The 16,098-nt window shown below is 67.1% G+C and carries 12 protein-coding genes, 1 pseudogene and 1 other annotated feature; of the genes and pseudogenes, 9 read left to right on the forward strand and 4 right to left on the reverse strand.

What is annotated here, in order from left to right; genetic code table 11:
• Positions 1 to 64 precede the first annotated feature (64 nt).
• From AC2YJX_RS13975 to AC2YJX_RS13995, 5 genes are read left to right on the forward strand one after another with little or no spacing between them, the layout of a single operon-like run.
• On the forward strand, positions 65 to 1,774 hold the full coding sequence (locus AC2YJX_RS13975) for a TPM domain-containing protein (RefSeq protein ID WP_487256345.1): 1,710 nt from the start codon (positions 65 to 67) through the stop codon (positions 1,772 to 1,774).
• Positions 1,775 to 1,790: 16 nt separating this feature from the next.
• A complete protein-coding gene (locus AC2YJX_RS13980) occupies positions 1,791 to 2,111 on the forward strand; it encodes a hypothetical protein (RefSeq protein WP_306554689.1) in 321 nt (106 codons plus the stop codon).
• Positions 2,112 to 2,163: 52 nt separating this feature from the next.
• Complete coding sequence (locus tag AC2YJX_RS13985) at positions 2,164 to 2,634, forward strand: lysozyme inhibitor LprI family protein (protein WP_487256346.1); 471 nt, start codon at positions 2,164 to 2,166, stop codon at positions 2,632 to 2,634.
• Positions 2,634 to 3,047 (forward strand): hypothetical protein, encoded by a 414-nt coding sequence (locus AC2YJX_RS13990; RefSeq protein WP_487256347.1) that lies wholly within the window; start codon positions 2,634 to 2,636, stop codon positions 3,045 to 3,047. Before AC2YJX_RS13985 ends, AC2YJX_RS13990 begins: the two co-directional genes overlap by 1 nt.
• A gap of 57 nt (positions 3,048 to 3,104) precedes the next feature.
• A complete protein-coding gene (locus AC2YJX_RS13995; protein WP_487256348.1) occupies positions 3,105 to 4,826 on the forward strand; it encodes a DUF4832 domain-containing protein in 1,722 nt (573 codons plus the stop codon).
• A gap of 52 nt (positions 4,827 to 4,878) precedes the next feature.
• Here AC2YJX_RS13995 and rsmD read toward each other — a convergent pair whose 3' ends face one another.
• Genes rsmD through AC2YJX_RS14010 form a run of 3 tightly spaced genes read right to left on the reverse strand, consistent with a single transcriptional unit; the run spans position 4,879 to position 8,390 of the window.
• A complete protein-coding gene (gene rsmD, locus AC2YJX_RS14000; RefSeq protein WP_487256349.1) occupies positions 4,879 to 5,571 on the reverse strand; it encodes a 16S rRNA (guanine(966)-N(2))-methyltransferase RsmD in 693 nt (230 codons plus the stop codon).
• Positions 5,568 to 6,923, reverse strand: a complete 1,356-nt coding sequence (locus AC2YJX_RS14005) for a M16 family metallopeptidase (RefSeq protein WP_487256350.1) — start codon at positions 6,921 to 6,923, stop codon at positions 5,568 to 5,570. The genes rsmD and AC2YJX_RS14005 overlap by 4 nt, the downstream gene beginning before the upstream one ends.
• A 21-nt stretch (positions 6,924 to 6,944) precedes the next feature.
• On the reverse strand, positions 6,945 to 8,390 hold the full coding sequence (locus tag AC2YJX_RS14010) for a M16 family metallopeptidase (RefSeq protein ID WP_431150398.1): 1,446 nt from the start codon (positions 8,388 to 8,390) through the stop codon (positions 6,945 to 6,947).
• Between the two features lie 27 nt (positions 8,391 to 8,417).
• On the opposite strand from AC2YJX_RS14010, the gene ftsY reads away from it, so the two are divergent.
• The 3 genes from ftsY (at position 8,418) to AC2YJX_RS14025 (ending at position 13,774) form a co-directional block, all read left to right on the forward strand.
• Positions 8,418 to 9,794, forward strand: coding sequence for a signal recognition particle-docking protein FtsY (gene ftsY, locus AC2YJX_RS14015; protein ID WP_487256351.1), 1,377 nt, complete (start codon positions 8,418 to 8,420; stop codon positions 9,792 to 9,794).
• Positions 9,795 to 9,927: 133 nt separating this feature from the next.
• Positions 9,928 to 12,597 carry an EAL domain-containing protein gene (locus tag AC2YJX_RS14020; protein WP_487256352.1) on the forward strand — a complete coding sequence of 890 codons (2,670 nt, stop codon included), beginning with the start codon at positions 9,928 to 9,930 and terminating at the stop codon, positions 12,595 to 12,597.
• Positions 12,598 to 12,709: 112 nt separating this feature from the next.
• Positions 12,710 to 13,774 carry a hypothetical protein gene (locus AC2YJX_RS14025; RefSeq protein WP_487256353.1) on the forward strand — a complete coding sequence of 355 codons (1,065 nt, stop codon included), beginning with the start codon at positions 12,710 to 12,712 and terminating at the stop codon, positions 13,772 to 13,774.
• Positions 13,775 to 13,844: 70 nt separating this feature from the next.
• Here the strand turns inward: AC2YJX_RS14025 and cutA are convergent, their stop codons facing one another.
• Positions 13,845 to 14,192: a divalent-cation tolerance protein CutA gene (gene cutA / locus AC2YJX_RS14030; protein ID WP_121508607.1), complete on the reverse strand. Its 348-nt coding sequence runs from the start codon at positions 14,190 to 14,192 to the stop codon at positions 13,845 to 13,847.
• 466 nt (positions 14,193 to 14,658) lie between these two features.
• On the opposite strand from cutA, the pseudogene AC2YJX_RS14035 reads away from it, so the two are divergent.
• Positions 14,659 to 15,889 (forward strand): annotated as a pseudogene (locus tag AC2YJX_RS14035) (IS3 family transposase).
• Positions 14,936 to 15,052, forward strand: a sequence feature (AL1L pseudoknot). It overlaps the preceding pseudogene by 117 nt.
• Positions 15,890 to 16,098: the final 209 nt, after the last annotated feature.

Here is a 16,098-nt window from a genome sequence, read left to right on the forward strand (position 1 = left end):
GCGCGCAACACGCAGCGCAACCGGCCACCGCATTCACTGATCCCAACCCAAGGAACCCATCCCCATGAAACACCGCATTGTTCGCCCTGTCGCCTTCGCCTGCGCCACCATGCTGGGCCTGGCCGTGGGCGGCCTGGCCATGGCCCAAAAGACGGCTGCCGTGGCCAAGCCCAGCAAGGCCCAGCTGGCGGCCGAGCTGGCCGCCACGCTGCAGGCCTGCTCGTACGACGGCAGCCCGCTGGCCTTCTCGCCACCCGACCTGTCCAAGGGCGGCGGCACCGGCAAACAGGTGGTGGCCGAGATCATGAAATACACCGGCCTGCCCGCCAACTTTGTGGTGGTGGAGGGCAAGGTGCCCAATGCGGCGGCGGTGATCATGCAGGGGCCTGACAAGGTGCCGCGCCGCGTGATTGCCTACAACCCGGCCTTCATGGGCGAAGTCATTCAGGCCACCAAATCCAACAACTGGGCGCCCGTGAGCATCATGGCCCACGAGATCGGGCACCACCTCTCGGGCCACACCATCGTGCCCGGCGGCAGCCAGCCACCCATCGAGCTGGAGTCGGACAAGTTCAGCGGCTTTGTGCTCTACAAGATGGGCGCGCCGCTGGCCGATGCCCAGCGCGCCATTGCCACGCTGATCCCCGAGAAGGACGGCGAAACCCACCCGGGCCGCAAGAAGCGCCTGGCCGCCATTGCCAACGGCTGGACAGAAGCCTGCGAGCTGCAAGGCGGTGGGCCGCAGTGCTCTGGCGGATTGCCGGTGCGCACCGCAGCGGGTGCCCCCGCTGCACCGGCACCCGCTGCCGCATCACCCGCCCCGGCACCCGCCACCACGGTCGCCAAGGCGCCAGCGCCCACGGCAGCACCGGCGGTCCCCTCGGCCAAGACGCCCGCCCCAGCCCTGGCCGCCGCGGCCGAAACCCTGCCCAAGGTGGACGCGGCCGCCATCCCGTCCAAGGGCACACAGTTCATCTACGACGAGTTCGGCATCCTGGACCCGGCCATCCGTGCTCAGTTTGAAAAGCAGATGTACGAGCATGCGCAGAAAACGGGCGTGGAGATCGTCACCCTGCTGGTGAAAGACCTGGGCGGCAAGAGCGCCAATGAATATGCCCACGCCATGATGCGCCAGCTGCGCGTAGGCAAGCTCGATGTGGGCAACGGCGCCGTGCTGGTGGTGGCCCCCGAGCAGAACCAGGCCGCCGCCGTGCTGGGCGCGGGCGTGGCGCTGGAGATGGACGGCCACCAGGACAAGGCCGAGCAGCTCAAGCGCTGGATCAGCACAGCCTGGCCGCTGTGCAAGAAGAAGAACGCCTGCGGGGGCTGGACGGAAACCCTGATGCTCGCCGCCGACCACCTGCGCCGCGATACCAGCCACGCGGACTGGACCATCGCCTACCAGTCGCTGGGCGACATTCAGAAGGCCGATGCCGCAGAAAGCGGCAAGGTCACCAACCCGAAGGACAGCAAGGTCTGGCGCAAGATCGTGCGCCTGTCGGGTACCGTGGAGAGCCTGAACCCGCCCACCGGCAACAAGGCGGCCTGGGTGAACGATATCAAGGTGAAAAACGGCAAGCAGGCCGTGCTGCTTCGCAGCGCCGAAGGGTTCACGGCCATGCTCTACGTAGACCCGCGCACCGCCGCCCTGCAACCTGGCGGCAAGCTGGAACAGGGCAGGGTGTACACGGTGATCGCCCGTGCGGACTGGATCTCGGGCAACCCCCAGCACACGCAGTCGCTGGATGTGCTGAGCTACGCCGTCACGGAGTAAGCCGCAGGCCCACCGCATGTCAGCCACGACCCTCACCATGCTCCTGGCGGGCGCTGCCAATCTGCTGCCCGCGCTGTTTTTCATGTTTACGGCACTGCTCGGCAGCAACGGGATGAACTCCACCCAGGGCGGAAAGCTGCTGGGCGCCTTGGCCGTGCTGCTGGTGCTGGGCTGGCTCGCCGCGCTGGGGCTGGCCCGCCACCTTGCCCACTGGGGCCAGGCGCGTGGCTGGTCCACCGTGGTCAGCGTGGCAGCGGCCAGCGGTGGCGCGGTAGTCGCTTTCACCGTGCTGGCGCTGCTGTCCACCCTGGCAGCGCTCCTGTGGGTGGGAGCATGAGCTCCGTGCACTCCCCCTGAAAAGAGAAGAACGCCAGAAAGAAGGCCCCCCCATGCACCACTCCCTGCACCAGCCCTTGTACAACACCACCCTTGCGCTGCTGGCCGCACTCACCCTGCTGGCCGCCGGGACACACACAGCCCACGCCGCCGAACACTTCTGCGGCCAGACCTCTGCCCACCCCATCGACAAGACCCTGGCTGCAGCCGCCGAACGCAGCGGTGGCGTGACGGTGGACCTGCGTGACGCGCAGTCGGCCGCCTACGCCGCGTGGGACAAGGAGCTCAACCGCGTCTACGCCCAGGCCCTCAAGGCCGCTGGCCCCGCACGGCGTGACGCCCTGCGTGCGGCGCAGCGCGCATGGCTGGCGTTCGACACCGCGCAGGGCCAGTGGGACGCCATGCTGCATGCCGACCAGGGCACATCCGCCGCGCTCAACATCGCCGGTGCCGCGCTGGAACGCCGACGCGCGCGGGTGTGCGACCTGAGCAGGGACCTGCAAAGCCTGAAGGATTCGGAATGATGCGTCGCACACTCCTGCGGCTGCTGCCTGTGCTGGCACCCGGACTGGCCCACGCGCAGGACCACCCCACGGTGTGGCTGCGCGTGCGCAACAACAGCCAGGAGGTGTTCGAGCATGTCTGGCAAGGCCTGCCGCGCACCCGCAGCCATGTGGACCTGGGCCCCTTGCGGCCCGGCCAGACCAGCCGGTGGCACGCCGTTCCGGCCACGCTGGCGCACTACCGCAAGACGCGTATCCAGCTGGCCCAGCGCCAGCTCACCGACGTGACCGACACCTCCTTCCCACAAGGCCGCGCCACCCTGAATCCGGGCCGCTACACCTTCGCCTACACGCTGGAGGGAGATGCACTGCGGTTGACGGTGATACCGGAAGCCGAGACCACCGCGCCGGACAGATCACATCAAAAACAATAGCTACTAGCGCTTATCAGATAAGCGCTAGAGCCCAATTTCATTCAAAAAATGGCGTCCATGAACACCCTCAGCACCTTGCACCCCGTCCGCATGGCGCGGCTCACGGCCCTGGCGGCCGCCCTGTTTGCGGCGGCCTGTGGCGGCGGGGACGCCAACGAGGCACCCACTCCCACGCCAGCCCCAGGCACGGCGCCCGCACCAGGGCCCACGCCGGAACCCCCACCACCGCCCCCGCCGGCCCCCACAGCACCGCCGGTGCAGCCCCCGTCTGCACCACCCCCATCGCCGCCGCCGTCGCAGCCACCCTCGGTACCACCGCCGCCGCCACCTCCTGCGCCCCCGCCGCCCAGCGCGGGATGGAGCGTGGTTTCAGTGAACTCCCTGCTCGCGCCCCTGGCCATCGCCAGCGACCTGACCCCCAACCCCGGCCGGGGCTACTACCAGTGGCGCTCGGACCCGGGTGACGTGCCGCTCGCACAATCGGCACCACCCCAGGCCGCCTACCAGCGCTACCTCTGGAAAGACCTGGAACGCAACACACCCGGCCAATACACCCTCGGCAACCTGGTGGCCGCGCGCGATGCCGCCCGGGCCGCTGGGCGGCAATTTGCGTTTCGCATCCAGGCCATGCGCGGCTACGGCACCAACACGCTGGACGTGCCCACCTACCTGCACGGTGCGGGCACGGCGCAGCCGCAATGCTCGGCACCCAACCCCGCCTGTGTGTGGGCGGCCCCGATGCCCGCCCCCACCCCGCCCGCGCCCGCATTGCCTCCCACGCTGGTGCCCAACTGGAACCACCCCTATGTGCTGGAGCGCATGCAGGCCCTGCTGCAGGCCGTGGCCGCCGCGCTGGGCGACACGTCGGACCTGGCCTGGATCGACGTGGGCCTGTACGGGCAGTACGGCGAGTGGGCCATGAACACCACCAACGTGGTCTACACGCCGGCCCTGGAAACCCAAGGCATCACCCCGGCCTCCAACCCCACCAAGCGCAGCATTGCGCAGATGCATTTCGACAGGTTCCCGAATGCGCAGCATGCAATGTTCATCCCGCATGCCAACCTGGACACGCTGCAGTACGCGTTCTTCCAGCAGACCACCACCACGCTACCGGTGGGCCTGCGCTGGGACTGCCTGGCGCAGGACGGCTTCATGAAGCAGTGGACCGACCGCCCGAGCGACTGGGCACAGATCTCGGACCGCTGGAAGACCGCCCCCTGGATCGCGGAGTTCTGCCCCTTCGGCCCCGGCGAGTCCAAGACCAACGCCGCCACCGCGCTGCAGCAGGTGCGCGACTTCCATGTCTCCACCGTGGGCAATGGCAACCTGAACGCGCCGTGGTCCAGCTTTACGGGCACCGAACAGGCCCACCTGGCGGCCGTGGGGCGCGAGGCGGGCTACCGCTTTGCGCTGGGGCCCATCACTGTCACGGCCCCCACGCCCAGCACGGTGCAGGTGCAGGTGCGCGTGGACAACACGGGTAACGCACCGCTCTACACCCCTTGGCAACTGCAGGCTCAGCTGCGCGATGGCACCGGCCAGGTGGTGGCCAGCCGGGAGCTGCTGAGCACCGCCCAGGCGCGTGCCATTCTTCCGGGTGCGCCCGCGCAGATCAACACTGCCTGGACCTTGCCGAGCCCACCTGCGGGCAGCTACACGGTGCACCTGGCCTGGGTGCGCCAGCCCACGCTGGCGGGGCTGCCGCAGATGCTGCGCTGGAACATGGCGGGCATCGAAGCCGACGGCAGCGCCCGGCTGGCGACGTTGAAACGGTAGGCCCCTGCGGGCCTGCTGCGGCCCGCAGATCCGGCTCAGGCGCTGAATTACTTCAGGTGCTGCGCTGAAGCAGGTGCGCGTGCACGGCGCCGGCCTTGAGGTGGCGGTACAGCACCAGGCCACTCGCAGCCAGCTCGTCGTCCGTCCAGGCGCGGGGCGCTTCGAGGTAGACAAAGCCCTGGGCGGCCACAGCCTTGGACGCGGCCTGCAGGGCAGCGACGAACAGGTCGCTGTCAAACGGCGGGTCCAGCAGCACCAGGTCGATGCTGGCGGGCGCCGCCTGTTTGAGGGCGGCAATCCCGTCGCCACGCTGCACGCGCACGGCCGTGGCCGAAAGACGCTGCTGCAGGGTATGCAGCTGGGCCACCAGGGCGGCATCGCTTTCCACCAGCTGCACGGCGGCCGCTCCACGCGACGCGGCTTCAAGCCCCAACGCGCCCGTGCCCGCAAAGGCATCCAGGCAGCGCCAGCCGGTCAGGTCCTGGCCCAACCAGTTGAACAGCGTTTCGCGCACGCGGTCGGGCGTGGGGCGCAGGCCGGGGCGCTGGGCCACGGGCAGGCGGGTGCGTTTCCATTGCCCACCAATGATGCGGATTTCGCCCGCGCCCTTGGGCGCTGCTGCGGCAACGGCCTTGTCCTTGGGCGCGCCCTTTTTGCCAGCGGCAACCGGGGGGGTGGCCGCTGCAGCCTGGGCTTTGCGGATCTCGGCGTTGATGGCGGTGGTCTTCAGGGTTGAGCGGCTCATGGCTTGCCCCCCACCACCACGGTCACCATGCGTTCGGGTTGCAGCTTCTTGGCCATGGCCGTGCGCACATCGGCCACGGTAAGGGCTTCGACCTTCTTCGTCCACTGGTCCAGGTAGTCCAACGGCAGCTCGTTCCAGGCGATGTTGGCCACGTTGCCCAGGAGCTTCTTGTTGCTGTCGATGCGCAGCGCAAAGCCGCCGATGAGGTTGTCCTTGGCGGCACGCAGCTCGGCCTCGGTGGGGCCTTCGGCCACAAAACGTGCGATCACGTCGCGCGAAACCTTCACGGCCTGGGCCGCCTGGTCGGGGCGCGTCTGCAGGCCCACGGTGAAGGCGCCGGCGTGCATGCCAGCGGCAAAGTAGCTGTACACGCTGTAGCTGAGGCCGCGCTTTTCACGCACCTCGTTGGTCAGGCGCGAGACAAATCCGCCTCCGCCCAGGATGTGGTTGCCCACCAGCAGCGCCACAAAGTCCGGGTCGCGCCGCTGGAAGCCCGGCTGGCCAATCAGCACATGGGCCTGCGCCGAGGTGAAGGGGATGTTCTGCTCGGCGGGGGCGGTGAGCGCTGCGATCTCGCCCACGGGCGGCAGCGGCGCGCACCCGGTGCTGGCGGGCAGGCGCGACAGCAGCGTGGCCACCAGCGCCTGGGCCTGTGTGCGCGAAACGGCGCCCACAATGCTGACCTTGGCGCGGCAGGCGCCGATGTGCTGGGTGTGAAACGCCTGCATGTCGGCCACGCTGATGCGCGCCAGCGTCTCTGCGGTGGTCTGCACGCCATAGGGGTGGCTGCCGTACACGGCGGCTTCAAACGCGTGGTTGGCCACGGTGGCCGGGCGTGTCAGCGACTCTTTGATGCTGGCACTCCAGCGGGCGCGGTCGCGTGGCCACACGTCGGCCGGAAAACTGGGCTCGCCGATCTGGCGCGCGGCCAGGCGGGCGGCCTTGTCGAGCAGCGGCGGGTCGGTGAGCGAGCGCAGTGAATACTGCAGCCTGTCGTTGTCGGCGGCCACCTCGAAACTGGCGCCCAGGTCGGCCCAGGCCTCGCCCAGGCCGTTTTCGTCCAGCGCGGGTTCGGTGCTGGTGTCGCGCCCGGCCTTCACGCCCTTGCTGGCCATGGCGGCCACAGCGCTGGCCAGGCCAGACTGGCCCGCCGGGTCGCGGCGGCTGCCAGCATCAAAGTCGATCTGCACGTCCACCATGGGGATGACCGGGCTTTCAACCAGGTAGACCTTGGCGCCGTTCCCCTCCGTCCAGTGCTGGATGGGCAGCAGCGCCCAGGCAGAATTTGAATAAAAAACGGCTCCAGCGCTTATCAGTAAAGCGCGAGCAGCTATGTTTTTAATAGTAATCATGAAATAGGGCGCAAAGCGGGTTCAGTGGCGGGACGCACCGGGTGCGGGCTGTGCGCGGGGGCGGGGGGAATCCAGCGGCTGAGGCAGCAAGGTGGCCACCGTGAGCTGGTCGTCGCCAAAATATTTGGCGGCCACGGCCTGCACCTGGGCGGGCGTCACGGTGCGCAGCAGCTCCAGAAGGCGTTCGTTGGCGTCGAGCGGAAAGCCCTGAATCCAGTTGCCCCCCAGCTCCTGCGCCTGGTTCATCACCGAGTCGCGTTCGTACACGGTCGAGGCGATCCACTGCGTCTTCACGCGGGTCAGCTCAGCCTCGCTGACCCCATCGCGGGCGACGCGGGTGACCTCGGCGCGCAGCGCGTCTTCCACCTGCTGGGCCGTCTTGCCTGCAGCGGGCACACCGCTGAGCATGAACAGGCTGGGGCCACGGCCCGTGACCATGGCGCCGCTGCTGGCGCTGTCGGCCACGCGGTTTTCGCCCTGGGTCAGCGCACGGTCGAGCCGCGCGCCGTCGTAGCCGTTGAACACCGCCGACAGCACCATGAGCGCCAGAGCGTCGCGGTCGGTTTCGGTCAGGTTCTCCACACGGTTCAGGCTGGGCGCACGAAACGCCAGCGCCACGTAGGCCTGCTCGGCCGGGGCCTTGACGGCGATGCGGCGCAGGCCCTGCTGCGCGGGCTCGGTGCGGGGCTTGCGCTCGGGCAGCGCGTGGGCGGGCAGGCTGCCGTAATACTTCTCGGCCAGTGCGCGGACCTGGGCCACGTCCACATCGCCTGCCACCACCACGGCGGCGTTGGTGGGCGTGTACCACTGGCGGTAGAAGGCGCGCGCATCATTCGGTGTCATGGCATCCAGGTCGCTCATCCAGCCCACGATCGGGCGGCGGTAGGGCGATGCGGTGAAGGTGGCGGCAAACAGCTGCTCGGCCAGCATGGCGCGGGGCTGGTCTTCGGTGCGCAGGCGGCGCTCTTCCTTGACGACCTCCAACTCCTTCTTGAACTCGTCATCCGGCCAGTGGTTGTTGGCAAACCGGTCGGATTCGAGTTTCATCACATCTTCGAGCCGGTTGGACGGGATCTGCTGGTAGTAACCCGTGTAGTCGCGGCTGGTGAAAGCGTTTTCGCGCCCGCCCAAAGCCGCCACACGCCGCGAGAACTCGCCCGGCGGCAACGTCTTGGTGCCTTTGAACATCATGTGCTCCAGCACATGGGCCACACCCGTGGTGCCGTCCACCTCGTCCATGGAGCCCACGCGCACCCACACCATGTGCACCGCAGTGGGGGCACGCCGGTCGGGCTGCACGATGAGCTGCATGCCGTTCTTGAGCGTGAACTGCTGCGCGCCAGAGGCCGTGGCGGACGGCGTGGTGGAAGGCGCAGCGGGGGGTTGAGAGCCGGGAGGCGTTGCCGCAAAGGCAGCCCCGGACGAGAGGCAGGCCAGCAGGCCCAGTAGGGTGAAAGCACGTTTCATAGAATGGATGATTCTAAGAACCCTCCAATGTTCAGTTTTTTCAAGAAAAAGCCCGCCGCTCCGCCATCGACGCCTGCACCGTCCGATGCGCCCTCCCCGGCCGTTTCGCACGGCGCTCCGGCGCATGCCGCCCCCCACACCCCGGTCGTGCCAGCGGCGACAGCTGCGGCGGCGCAGCCGCCGTCTCCGGCCCCTTCACCCGCTCCAGCGCCCGTGCCCGCGCCACCGCCGGTCGAAGCCCCGGCTGCAGCACCGGCAGCGTTTGGCTGGCTGCGCAACCCGTTTGCCCCCAAGGCACCCGAGGCAGCTCCGGCGCCCACGCCCGTAACAGCGCCAGCCCCACCGCCTGCGCCAGTGCCCGCCGCAGCTCCCCCGGCCACACCCGTTCCCACACCCGTGCCGGTGGCAGCCCCGGTTCAGGCAACTCCTGCGGCACCCGTGCCGGTGGCAGCCCCCGCCATCGCTGCCCTAGCACCCGCTTCCGCACCGGCAGCCGCCCCCACGGAACGCAAGGGCTGGCTGGATCGCCTCAAGGCCGGCCTGCGCAAAACCGGCAGCAGCATCACCACGGTGTTCACCGGCACGCAGATCGACGATGCGCTGTATGAAGAGCTGGAAGAGGCCCTGCTGATGGCCGACACCGGTGTCAAGGCCACCACCCACCTGCTGGCCGACCTGAAACGCCGCGTGAAGGAGGCCAAGGCCACCGACCCCGCCGCTGTCAAGGGTTTGCTGGCCGACGCACTGACCGACCTGCTGCGCCCGCTCGAAAAAGCCCTGATCATCGGTGAACACACCCCCACGGTGATCATGGTGGCGGGCGTCAACGGCGCGGGCAAGACCACCTCGATTGGCAAACTCACCAAACACCTGGCAGGCGAAGGGGCGGCCGTGCTGCTGGCGGCGGCCGACACCTTCCGCGCGGCAGCGCGCGAGCAGCTCGGCGTCTGGGCCGACCGCAACACGGTCGAGATCGTGAGCCAGGAAGGCGGCGACCCGGCCGCCGTGAGCTTTGACGCCGTCACGGCCGGCAAGGCGCGCGGCAAGGATGTGGTGCTGGTGGACACCGCCGGCCGTCTGCCCACGCAGCTGCACCTGATGGAAGAGCTCAAGAAGATCCGCCGCGTGGTGACCAAGGCCGACGCCACGGCCCCGCACGAGGTGCTGCTGGTGATCGACGGCAACACTGGCCAGAACGCCCTGGCCCAGGTGCGGGCGTTTGACGACGCGCTGCAGCTCACAGGCCTCATCGTGACCAAGCTCGATGGCACGGCCAAGGGCGGTGTGCTGGCCGCCATCGCGCAGGAGCGCCCGATTCCGGTGTATTTCATCGGCGTGGGCGAAAAGCTCGAAGACCTGGAAACCTTTAATGCGCGCGAGTTCGCGCAGGCGCTGCTCACCTGATGCAGCCCGGCTGTCCGGGCCGCCCCCTCCCCCCGCCAGCGTGATCCATGGCCCCTTCGGGGGCCATTTTCACGTTTACGAACTGCGGCAATTCCCCCATGATGGGCTTCCCCCTGGAAAGGCACGGAGGCCCATGTTCATTGAGCTGGTCAAAGGTGTTGCCCTGCTGCTGGCGCTGTGCTTTCTGCATGGGTTCAACATCCGCGTCTGGCGCCAGCATCCGCGCACCGGGCAGGTGTTCTCGGGCATTCTTTTTGGCACCATCTGCGTGGTGGGCATGCTCACGCCGGTGGTGCTGATGCCCGGGGTGATCTTTGACGCCCGCTCGGTGGTGCTGAGCATGGCAGGCCTGTTTGGCGGCCCGCTGGTGGCCTGCATCGCCGCCGCCATGGCCGCCACCGGCCGCCTGTGGCTGGGCGGCGCGGGGGCGGAGGTGGGCTTGATGGTGATCGCACTGTGCACCGCACTGGGCCTGGTCTACCGCGAGGGCCGGGCGCGTGGGCGCCTGGGGGTCGAGCCCGTGACGCTGGCGCTGTTCGGGCTGCTGGTGCACACCGCCGTGCTGGCGGTGTTCCAGCTGCTGCCGAACGAAGTGGTTCAGCGCGTCAACCAGACCCTGGCCCTGCCCTTTCTGCTGACCTTCACACCCGCCACGGTGGCCCTGGGCCTGCTGCTGCACGACGTGGAAGAACGCCTGGCCACCGAACGCGCACTGCACGGCACGGCCGCACGGCTGCGGGCCATTGCGCAGGCCATTCCCGACGTGCTGCTGGTGCTGGATGCCCAGGGGCGCTATGTGGAAGTGCTCTCGCCCGACGACGCCCCGCTGGCCGCCAGCCCCGCCCAACTCGTGGGCAAGCGGATGCATGACGTGCTGCCCGCAGAGCAGGCCGACAGATTTGTGGAACTGATCCGCAGCACCTTGCTGTCGGGCCAGACGCAGAGCGTGGAATACGAGATGCAGACACTCTCGGGAACGCGGCAATTTGAAGGGCGGGCGCAGCCCCTGGGTGTGAAAGTGGGGGGCCAGGCGGCCGTGGTCTTCCTGGCGCGGGACATCACCCAACGCAAGCGCGCCGAAAGTGCGCTGCGCGAGTCAGAGCTTCGCTTTCGCTCGCTGCTGCGCAATATCCCGTCCATCTCGGTGCAAGGCTATCTGGAAGATGGCACCACGAGTTACTGGAACCAGGCCTCCGAGGAGCTGTATGGCTACACGGCCGAGGAGGCACTGGGCAGCAACCTGCTCGACCTCATCATTCCGCCCCCCATGCGCGACGCCGTGCGTGAACACGTACGCCACATGTTCGCCACGGCCGAGGTGATTCCCGCCGGCGAGCTGCAGCTGCAGCGCAAGGACGGTACGCCCGTGCATGTCTTCTCCAGCCATGCCTACATCCGGGTGCCGGGCCACCCACCGGAGATGTTCTGTATCGACATCGACATCTCGGGCCGCAAGGCGGCCGAGGACGAGGCCCGCTACCTGGCCTTCTACGACGCCCTCACCCAGCTGCCCAACCGGCGCCTGCTGGTAGACCGCCTGCAGCAGGTGCTGGCCAGCGGCGCACGCTCGGGCTTGACCACAGCCGTGCTGTTTGTGGACCTGGACAACTTCAAGACCCTGAACGACACCCGCGGCCACGAGGTGGGCGACCTGCTGCTCAAGGAAGTGGCCCTGCGCCTGCGCGGCTGCGTGCGGGAGCAGGACACGGTAGCCCGGCTGGGGGGCGACGAGTTTGTGGTGGTGCTGCAGAACCTGAGCAGTGACCCGCCGGAAGCCGCCGCCCAGGCGCGCACGCTGGGCGAACTGATCCTGGCCCAGCTGCGCCAGCCCTACGATCTGGCCGGGCATGAACACCACTTCACAGCCAGCATCGGGGTGACGCTGCTGCGCGAGCACCGTGACTCGGTGGACGAGGTGCTCAAACAGGCCGACATGGCCATGTACCGCGCCAAGGACGCGGGCCGCAACACCCTGCGCTTTTTTGACCCTGACATGCAGCAGGCCGTGAACCGCCGCGCGCTGCTGGAAACGGAGCTGCACAACGGCCTGCGCCAGTCGCAGTTCCTGCTGCTGTACCAGCCCCAGGTGAACGCGCAGGGGCGGGTTACCGGCGCAGAGGCGTTGGTGCGCTGGCAACACCCCGCGCACGGCATGGTGCCGCCATCGGAGTTCATCCCGCTGGCAGAGGAATCCGGCCTCATCCTGCCCTTGGGTTATTGGGTGATGGAAACCGCCCTGCGCCAACAAGCCCGGTGGCGGCTGGACCCGGCAATGGCCCACCTGAGCCTGGCCATCAACGTCAGCGCGCGGCAGTTTCTGCAGGAAGACTTTGTGACACAGGTGCTGGCCTTGCTGCAGCGCACTGGCGCCGACCCGGCGCACATCAAGCTGGAGCTGACCGAAAGCCTGCTGCTGGACAACGTGGACAGCGTGATCGCCACCATGCGCGCACTCAAAGCCCAGGGCCTGGGCTTTTCGCTGGATGACTTTGGCACCGGCTATTCGTCCTTGAGCTACCTCAAGCGCCTGCCGCTGGACCAGATCAAGATCGACCAGGGTTTTGTACGCGACGTGCTGCTGGACCCCAGCGACGCGGCCATCGCACGCTCCATCATCGCGCTGGCCGGCAGCCTGGGTCTGGACGTGATCGCCGAGGGGGTCGAAACGGCGGCGCACCACCAATTTCTGCTGGCGCACGGCTGCAAGGCGTTTCAGGGCTATCTGTTTGGCAGGCCGATGGCGCTGGAAGACTTTGAACGGGTCGCGCGGGAGGTGCTGGGCCCGGAAGGCACCTCCGGCTGACCTTGGGCCGGTATCGGGATTGCATTCAAGGTACCGCGCAGAAGTGCCGATAACCAGGGGCCACGCCAGCCCGCACCGCGCCGGACCTCCGTGGAAACCATGGAGGTGCCCCATGAGAATCGAGTCGTCCACCCTGCAGATGCAGTCCCAGCATGTCGCCACGCGCATGCACGGCCAGACAAGCCGCCTGGAAATGTGGGTGGGCGACCGCCCCGCCAGCACGCCCCTCGCCCGCCAGGCACCGCCGCTGCAAATCTCCACAGCTGCCCGCCTGGCCCAGGCCGCCCATGCACGCCATGGGGTCACCACCTCGGTCGAGCCTCTGCCGGAGCGCGCCCGCCACGAGGGCCTGACGCCCCAGCTCGCCATGATCCGCGATCTGATCGAACGCATGACCGGGGTGCTCGTCCGCGTCTATGCCGGGCCGCAGTCCACTGACGCGCCCGCAGCTCCCCCGCCCCCCTTGGCCCCAACGAACAGCACGGCCGCAGCCCCGCGCCAGCGCGCGGGCTTTGGCCTGATCTATGAGCAGCGCGAAGTGCTGGAAGAAACCGAGCGCACCCAGTTCGCTGCAGCGGGCACGGTGCGCACCACCGATGGCCGGGAGATCCGGTTCACGCTGCAGCTGGATATGCAACGCAGCTACCGCGAGGAATCCTCCGTGAGCCTGCGGCTGGGCGACGCCGTGGCGGTGGACCCGCTGGTCATCAACTTCGACGGCACCGCCGCCCAATTGCAGGACCTGCGCTTTGCCTTCGACCTGGACGGCGACGGGCAGACCGAACAAGTGCCGCTGCTTGCCGGCAACCGGGGTTATCTGGCGCTGGACACCAACCAGAACGCGCGCATCGACAGCGGCCTGGAACTCTTCGGCCCGGACACGGGCAACGGCTTTACAGAACTGGCCCGGCATGACAGCGACGGCAACGGCTGGATCGATGAGGCCGACCCGGTCTTCCATCAGCTGCGCGTGTGGACCCCGAATGCAGATGGCAGCGGTAGCCTGCAGACCCTGGAGGAACTGGGCGTGGGCGCGGTGCAACTCACCGCCCAGGCAACGCCCTTCGCCCTGCGCACGGCGGACAACCACAGCCTGGGCGCCGTGCGCTCCACCAGCATCTACCTGCGAGAAAACGGCAGCGCGGGCACGGTGCAGCAGATCGACCTGAACGTGTGATCGCGATCCGAGAGTTTGAGCGACCCGTACCAGCGGCCGAGACTTCGGCAAACTGGGGAATGCCCAAGCTTCATGCCAGCACCGTAGCGTGGGCCACCTGCGCATCCACCCAGTCAGCATATTCCGCGGACCCCTGCAGCGCGTGCGTAACCAGCTGCGGCAGCGCATAGGGATGCTGCGCCCGCAGCAGCGCCAGCAAAGGGTGCAGCGCACGGGGCACGGTCTTGCACACCAGCCGGAGCTCGCGGTCCTCCTGCAACGCGCCCTGCCAACGAAAGTAGGCCGTGATGGGCTCCACCTGCACACAGGCCGCCAGCCGCGCCTGCAACACCAGTTGCGCCAGCCGCCGCGCTTCCGCTTCGGTGGCCACCGTGGTAGTGACAACGAGAATGTCGCAAAGTGCGGTCGGCTCAGTCATGCGCGTCTCCCGAAGGCGTTGGGCGGTGCAGTCTGCCATAGCGGGGGATGCAATGCCAGCGGCGCGAAAACCGCTGGATCATGAAAAGACTGCTCTATTTTTCGCAACAATCGCAAAAAACTTGGCTACAAAGGGCTGGAACCCCGTACCGGGAACACGCTCTGACAACGAGATATTGGATTCGCCGCGACCTCTGCAGCCATCAAATTCCCCTTTGAATCAATGGCTTAGCACAACCATCCTGCCATAGCGCCTTCTGATTCCTGGGCCGATGGCCCAGGCGACTGTCGATGTGCACTGAGCGTTGTACTGCCGAATTTGAGAAATCAACCGCTTAGGACGACGCGAGGTGCATATACCTTTGTACTTTTTATTCCCTCAGGGTTGTACTTTTCCGATCGGTCTTCACTGAGTCTTGAATCGCCCCGGTTTTTGAGGAGGCTCAACACTCTGAGAGGATTGAGCCATGAAGAAGACGAACAAGTTCTCGCCCGAGGTGCGTGAGCGCGCAGTGAGAATGGTTCAGGAGCAGCGCGGGGAGTACCCATCCCTGTGGGCTGCCATCGAATCCATTGCCCCCAAGATTGGCTGCGTGCCGCAGACCCTGAACGAGTGGGTCAAGCGTGCCGAAGTTGATGCAGGCACGCGAGAAGGCGTCACCACAGCCGAAGCCCAGCGGGTCAAGGAGCTGGAGCGCGAGGTCAAAGAATTGCGCGAGCCAACGAGATATTGAAGCTGGCCAGCGCGTTTTTCGCCCAGGCGGAGCTCGACCGCCGGCTCAAGTCTTGAGGGCCTTTATCGACCAGCAGCGCAATGCTTTCGGGGTCGAGCCGCTCTGCAAGGTCTTGCAGGTTGCCCCGTCAGCGTATCGGCGCCACGCCGCGCTGGTGCGCGAGCCTCACAAACGCTGCGCCAGAGCGAAACGAGACGAATTGCTGATGCCGCAGATTCAACGAGTCTGGCAGGCCAAGATGCAGGTTTATGGCGCTGACAAGGTATGGCGGCAACTAGCGCGCGAAGGCGTGACCGTGGCCCGCTGCACGGTAGAGCGTCTGATGCGCAGCATGGGACTGCGTGGTGTGATGCGCGGCAAGGCCGTACGAACCACCGTCAGTGATGGCAAAGCACCATGTCCATTGGACCGGGTCAACCGGCAGTTCCGGGCCGAGAGGCCGAACCAGTTGTGGGTGAGCGACTTCACTTACGTTTCGACTTGGCAAGGCTGGCTGTACGTAGCCTTCGTCATCGACGTGTTTGCCAGGCGCATCGTTGGGTGGCGGGTGAGCAGTTCAATGCGCACGGACTTTGTTCTCGACGCCCTGGAGCAAGCCCTCTATGCCCGTCAGCCTGAGCGCGATGGCAGTTTGGTTTGTCACTCCGATAGAGGCTCGCAATACGTCAGCATTCGCTACACCGAGCGACTGGCGGAAGCTGGCATCGAGCCTTCGGTGGGCAGCAAGGGCGACAGCTACGACAACGCCCTGGCCGAGACCATCAACGGCCTGTACAAGGCCGAACTGATTCACCGCCGGGCTCCCTGGAAAACCAAGGAAGCAGTCGAGTTCGCCACGCTCGAATGGGTATCGTGGTTCAACCACCATCGCCTGCTCGAACCCATCGGGTACATCCCGCCTGCTGAGGCTGAGGCAAGCTACTACCGGCAACTCGCCAGTCAGGTCACTGTGGAAGTGGGCTGACTTAAACCAAACAGCCTCCGCAGAAACCGGGGCGATTCAATTTGCGATCCTCTACGAGGACCGGTTCACGAAATCGAGCACGTAAGATATTCATTCACCTTCGCCAAATCGGTGAAGGCTCAGTGAGCCTCACACACGGAAACTCGGACAGTCCCCTGAGCCCAGGCGGACACTGTGAGTGTCACAGCTCCAAAGAATCTCGTACTCCC

The sequence above is a fragment of the Acidovorax sp. SRI_002 genome (assembly GCF_057586455.1).

What these genes read in the sequence shown, in the direction of transcription:
- AC2YJX_RS13975 (WP_487256345.1), top strand. Translation starts at nt 65, where the DNA reads ATGAAACACCGCATTGTTCGCCCTGTCGCCTTCGCCTGCGCCACCATG.
- AC2YJX_RS13980 (WP_306554689.1), top strand. Translation starts at nt 1,791, where the DNA reads ATGTCAGCCACGACCCTCACCATGCTCCTGGCGGGCGCTGCCAATCTG.
- AC2YJX_RS13985 (WP_487256346.1), top strand. Translation starts at nt 2,164, where the DNA reads ATGCACCACTCCCTGCACCAGCCCTTGTACAACACCACCCTTGCGCTG.
- AC2YJX_RS13990 (WP_487256347.1), top strand. Translation starts at nt 2,634, where the DNA reads ATGCGTCGCACACTCCTGCGGCTGCTGCCTGTGCTGGCACCCGGACTG.
- AC2YJX_RS13995 (WP_487256348.1), top strand. Translation starts at nt 3,105, where the DNA reads ATGAACACCCTCAGCACCTTGCACCCCGTCCGCATGGCGCGGCTCACG.
- rsmD (WP_487256349.1), bottom strand. Translation starts at nt 5,571, where the DNA reads ATGAGCCGCTCAACCCTGAAGACCACCGCCATCAACGCCGAGATCCGC.
- AC2YJX_RS14005 (WP_487256350.1), bottom strand. Translation starts at nt 6,923, where the DNA reads ATGATTACTATTAAAAACATAGCTGCTCGCGCTTTACTGATAAGCGCT.
- AC2YJX_RS14010 (WP_431150398.1), bottom strand. Translation starts at nt 8,390, where the DNA reads ATGAAACGTGCTTTCACCCTACTGGGCCTGCTGGCCTGCCTCTCGTCC.
- ftsY (WP_487256351.1), top strand. Translation starts at nt 8,418, where the DNA reads ATGTTCAGTTTTTTCAAGAAAAAGCCCGCCGCTCCGCCATCGACGCCT.
- AC2YJX_RS14020 (WP_487256352.1), top strand. Translation starts at nt 9,928, where the DNA reads ATGTTCATTGAGCTGGTCAAAGGTGTTGCCCTGCTGCTGGCGCTGTGC.
- AC2YJX_RS14025 (WP_487256353.1), top strand. Translation starts at nt 12,710, where the DNA reads ATGAGAATCGAGTCGTCCACCCTGCAGATGCAGTCCCAGCATGTCGCC.
- cutA (WP_121508607.1), bottom strand. Translation starts at nt 14,192, where the DNA reads ATGACTGAGCCGACCGCACTTTGCGACATTCTCGTTGTCACTACCACG.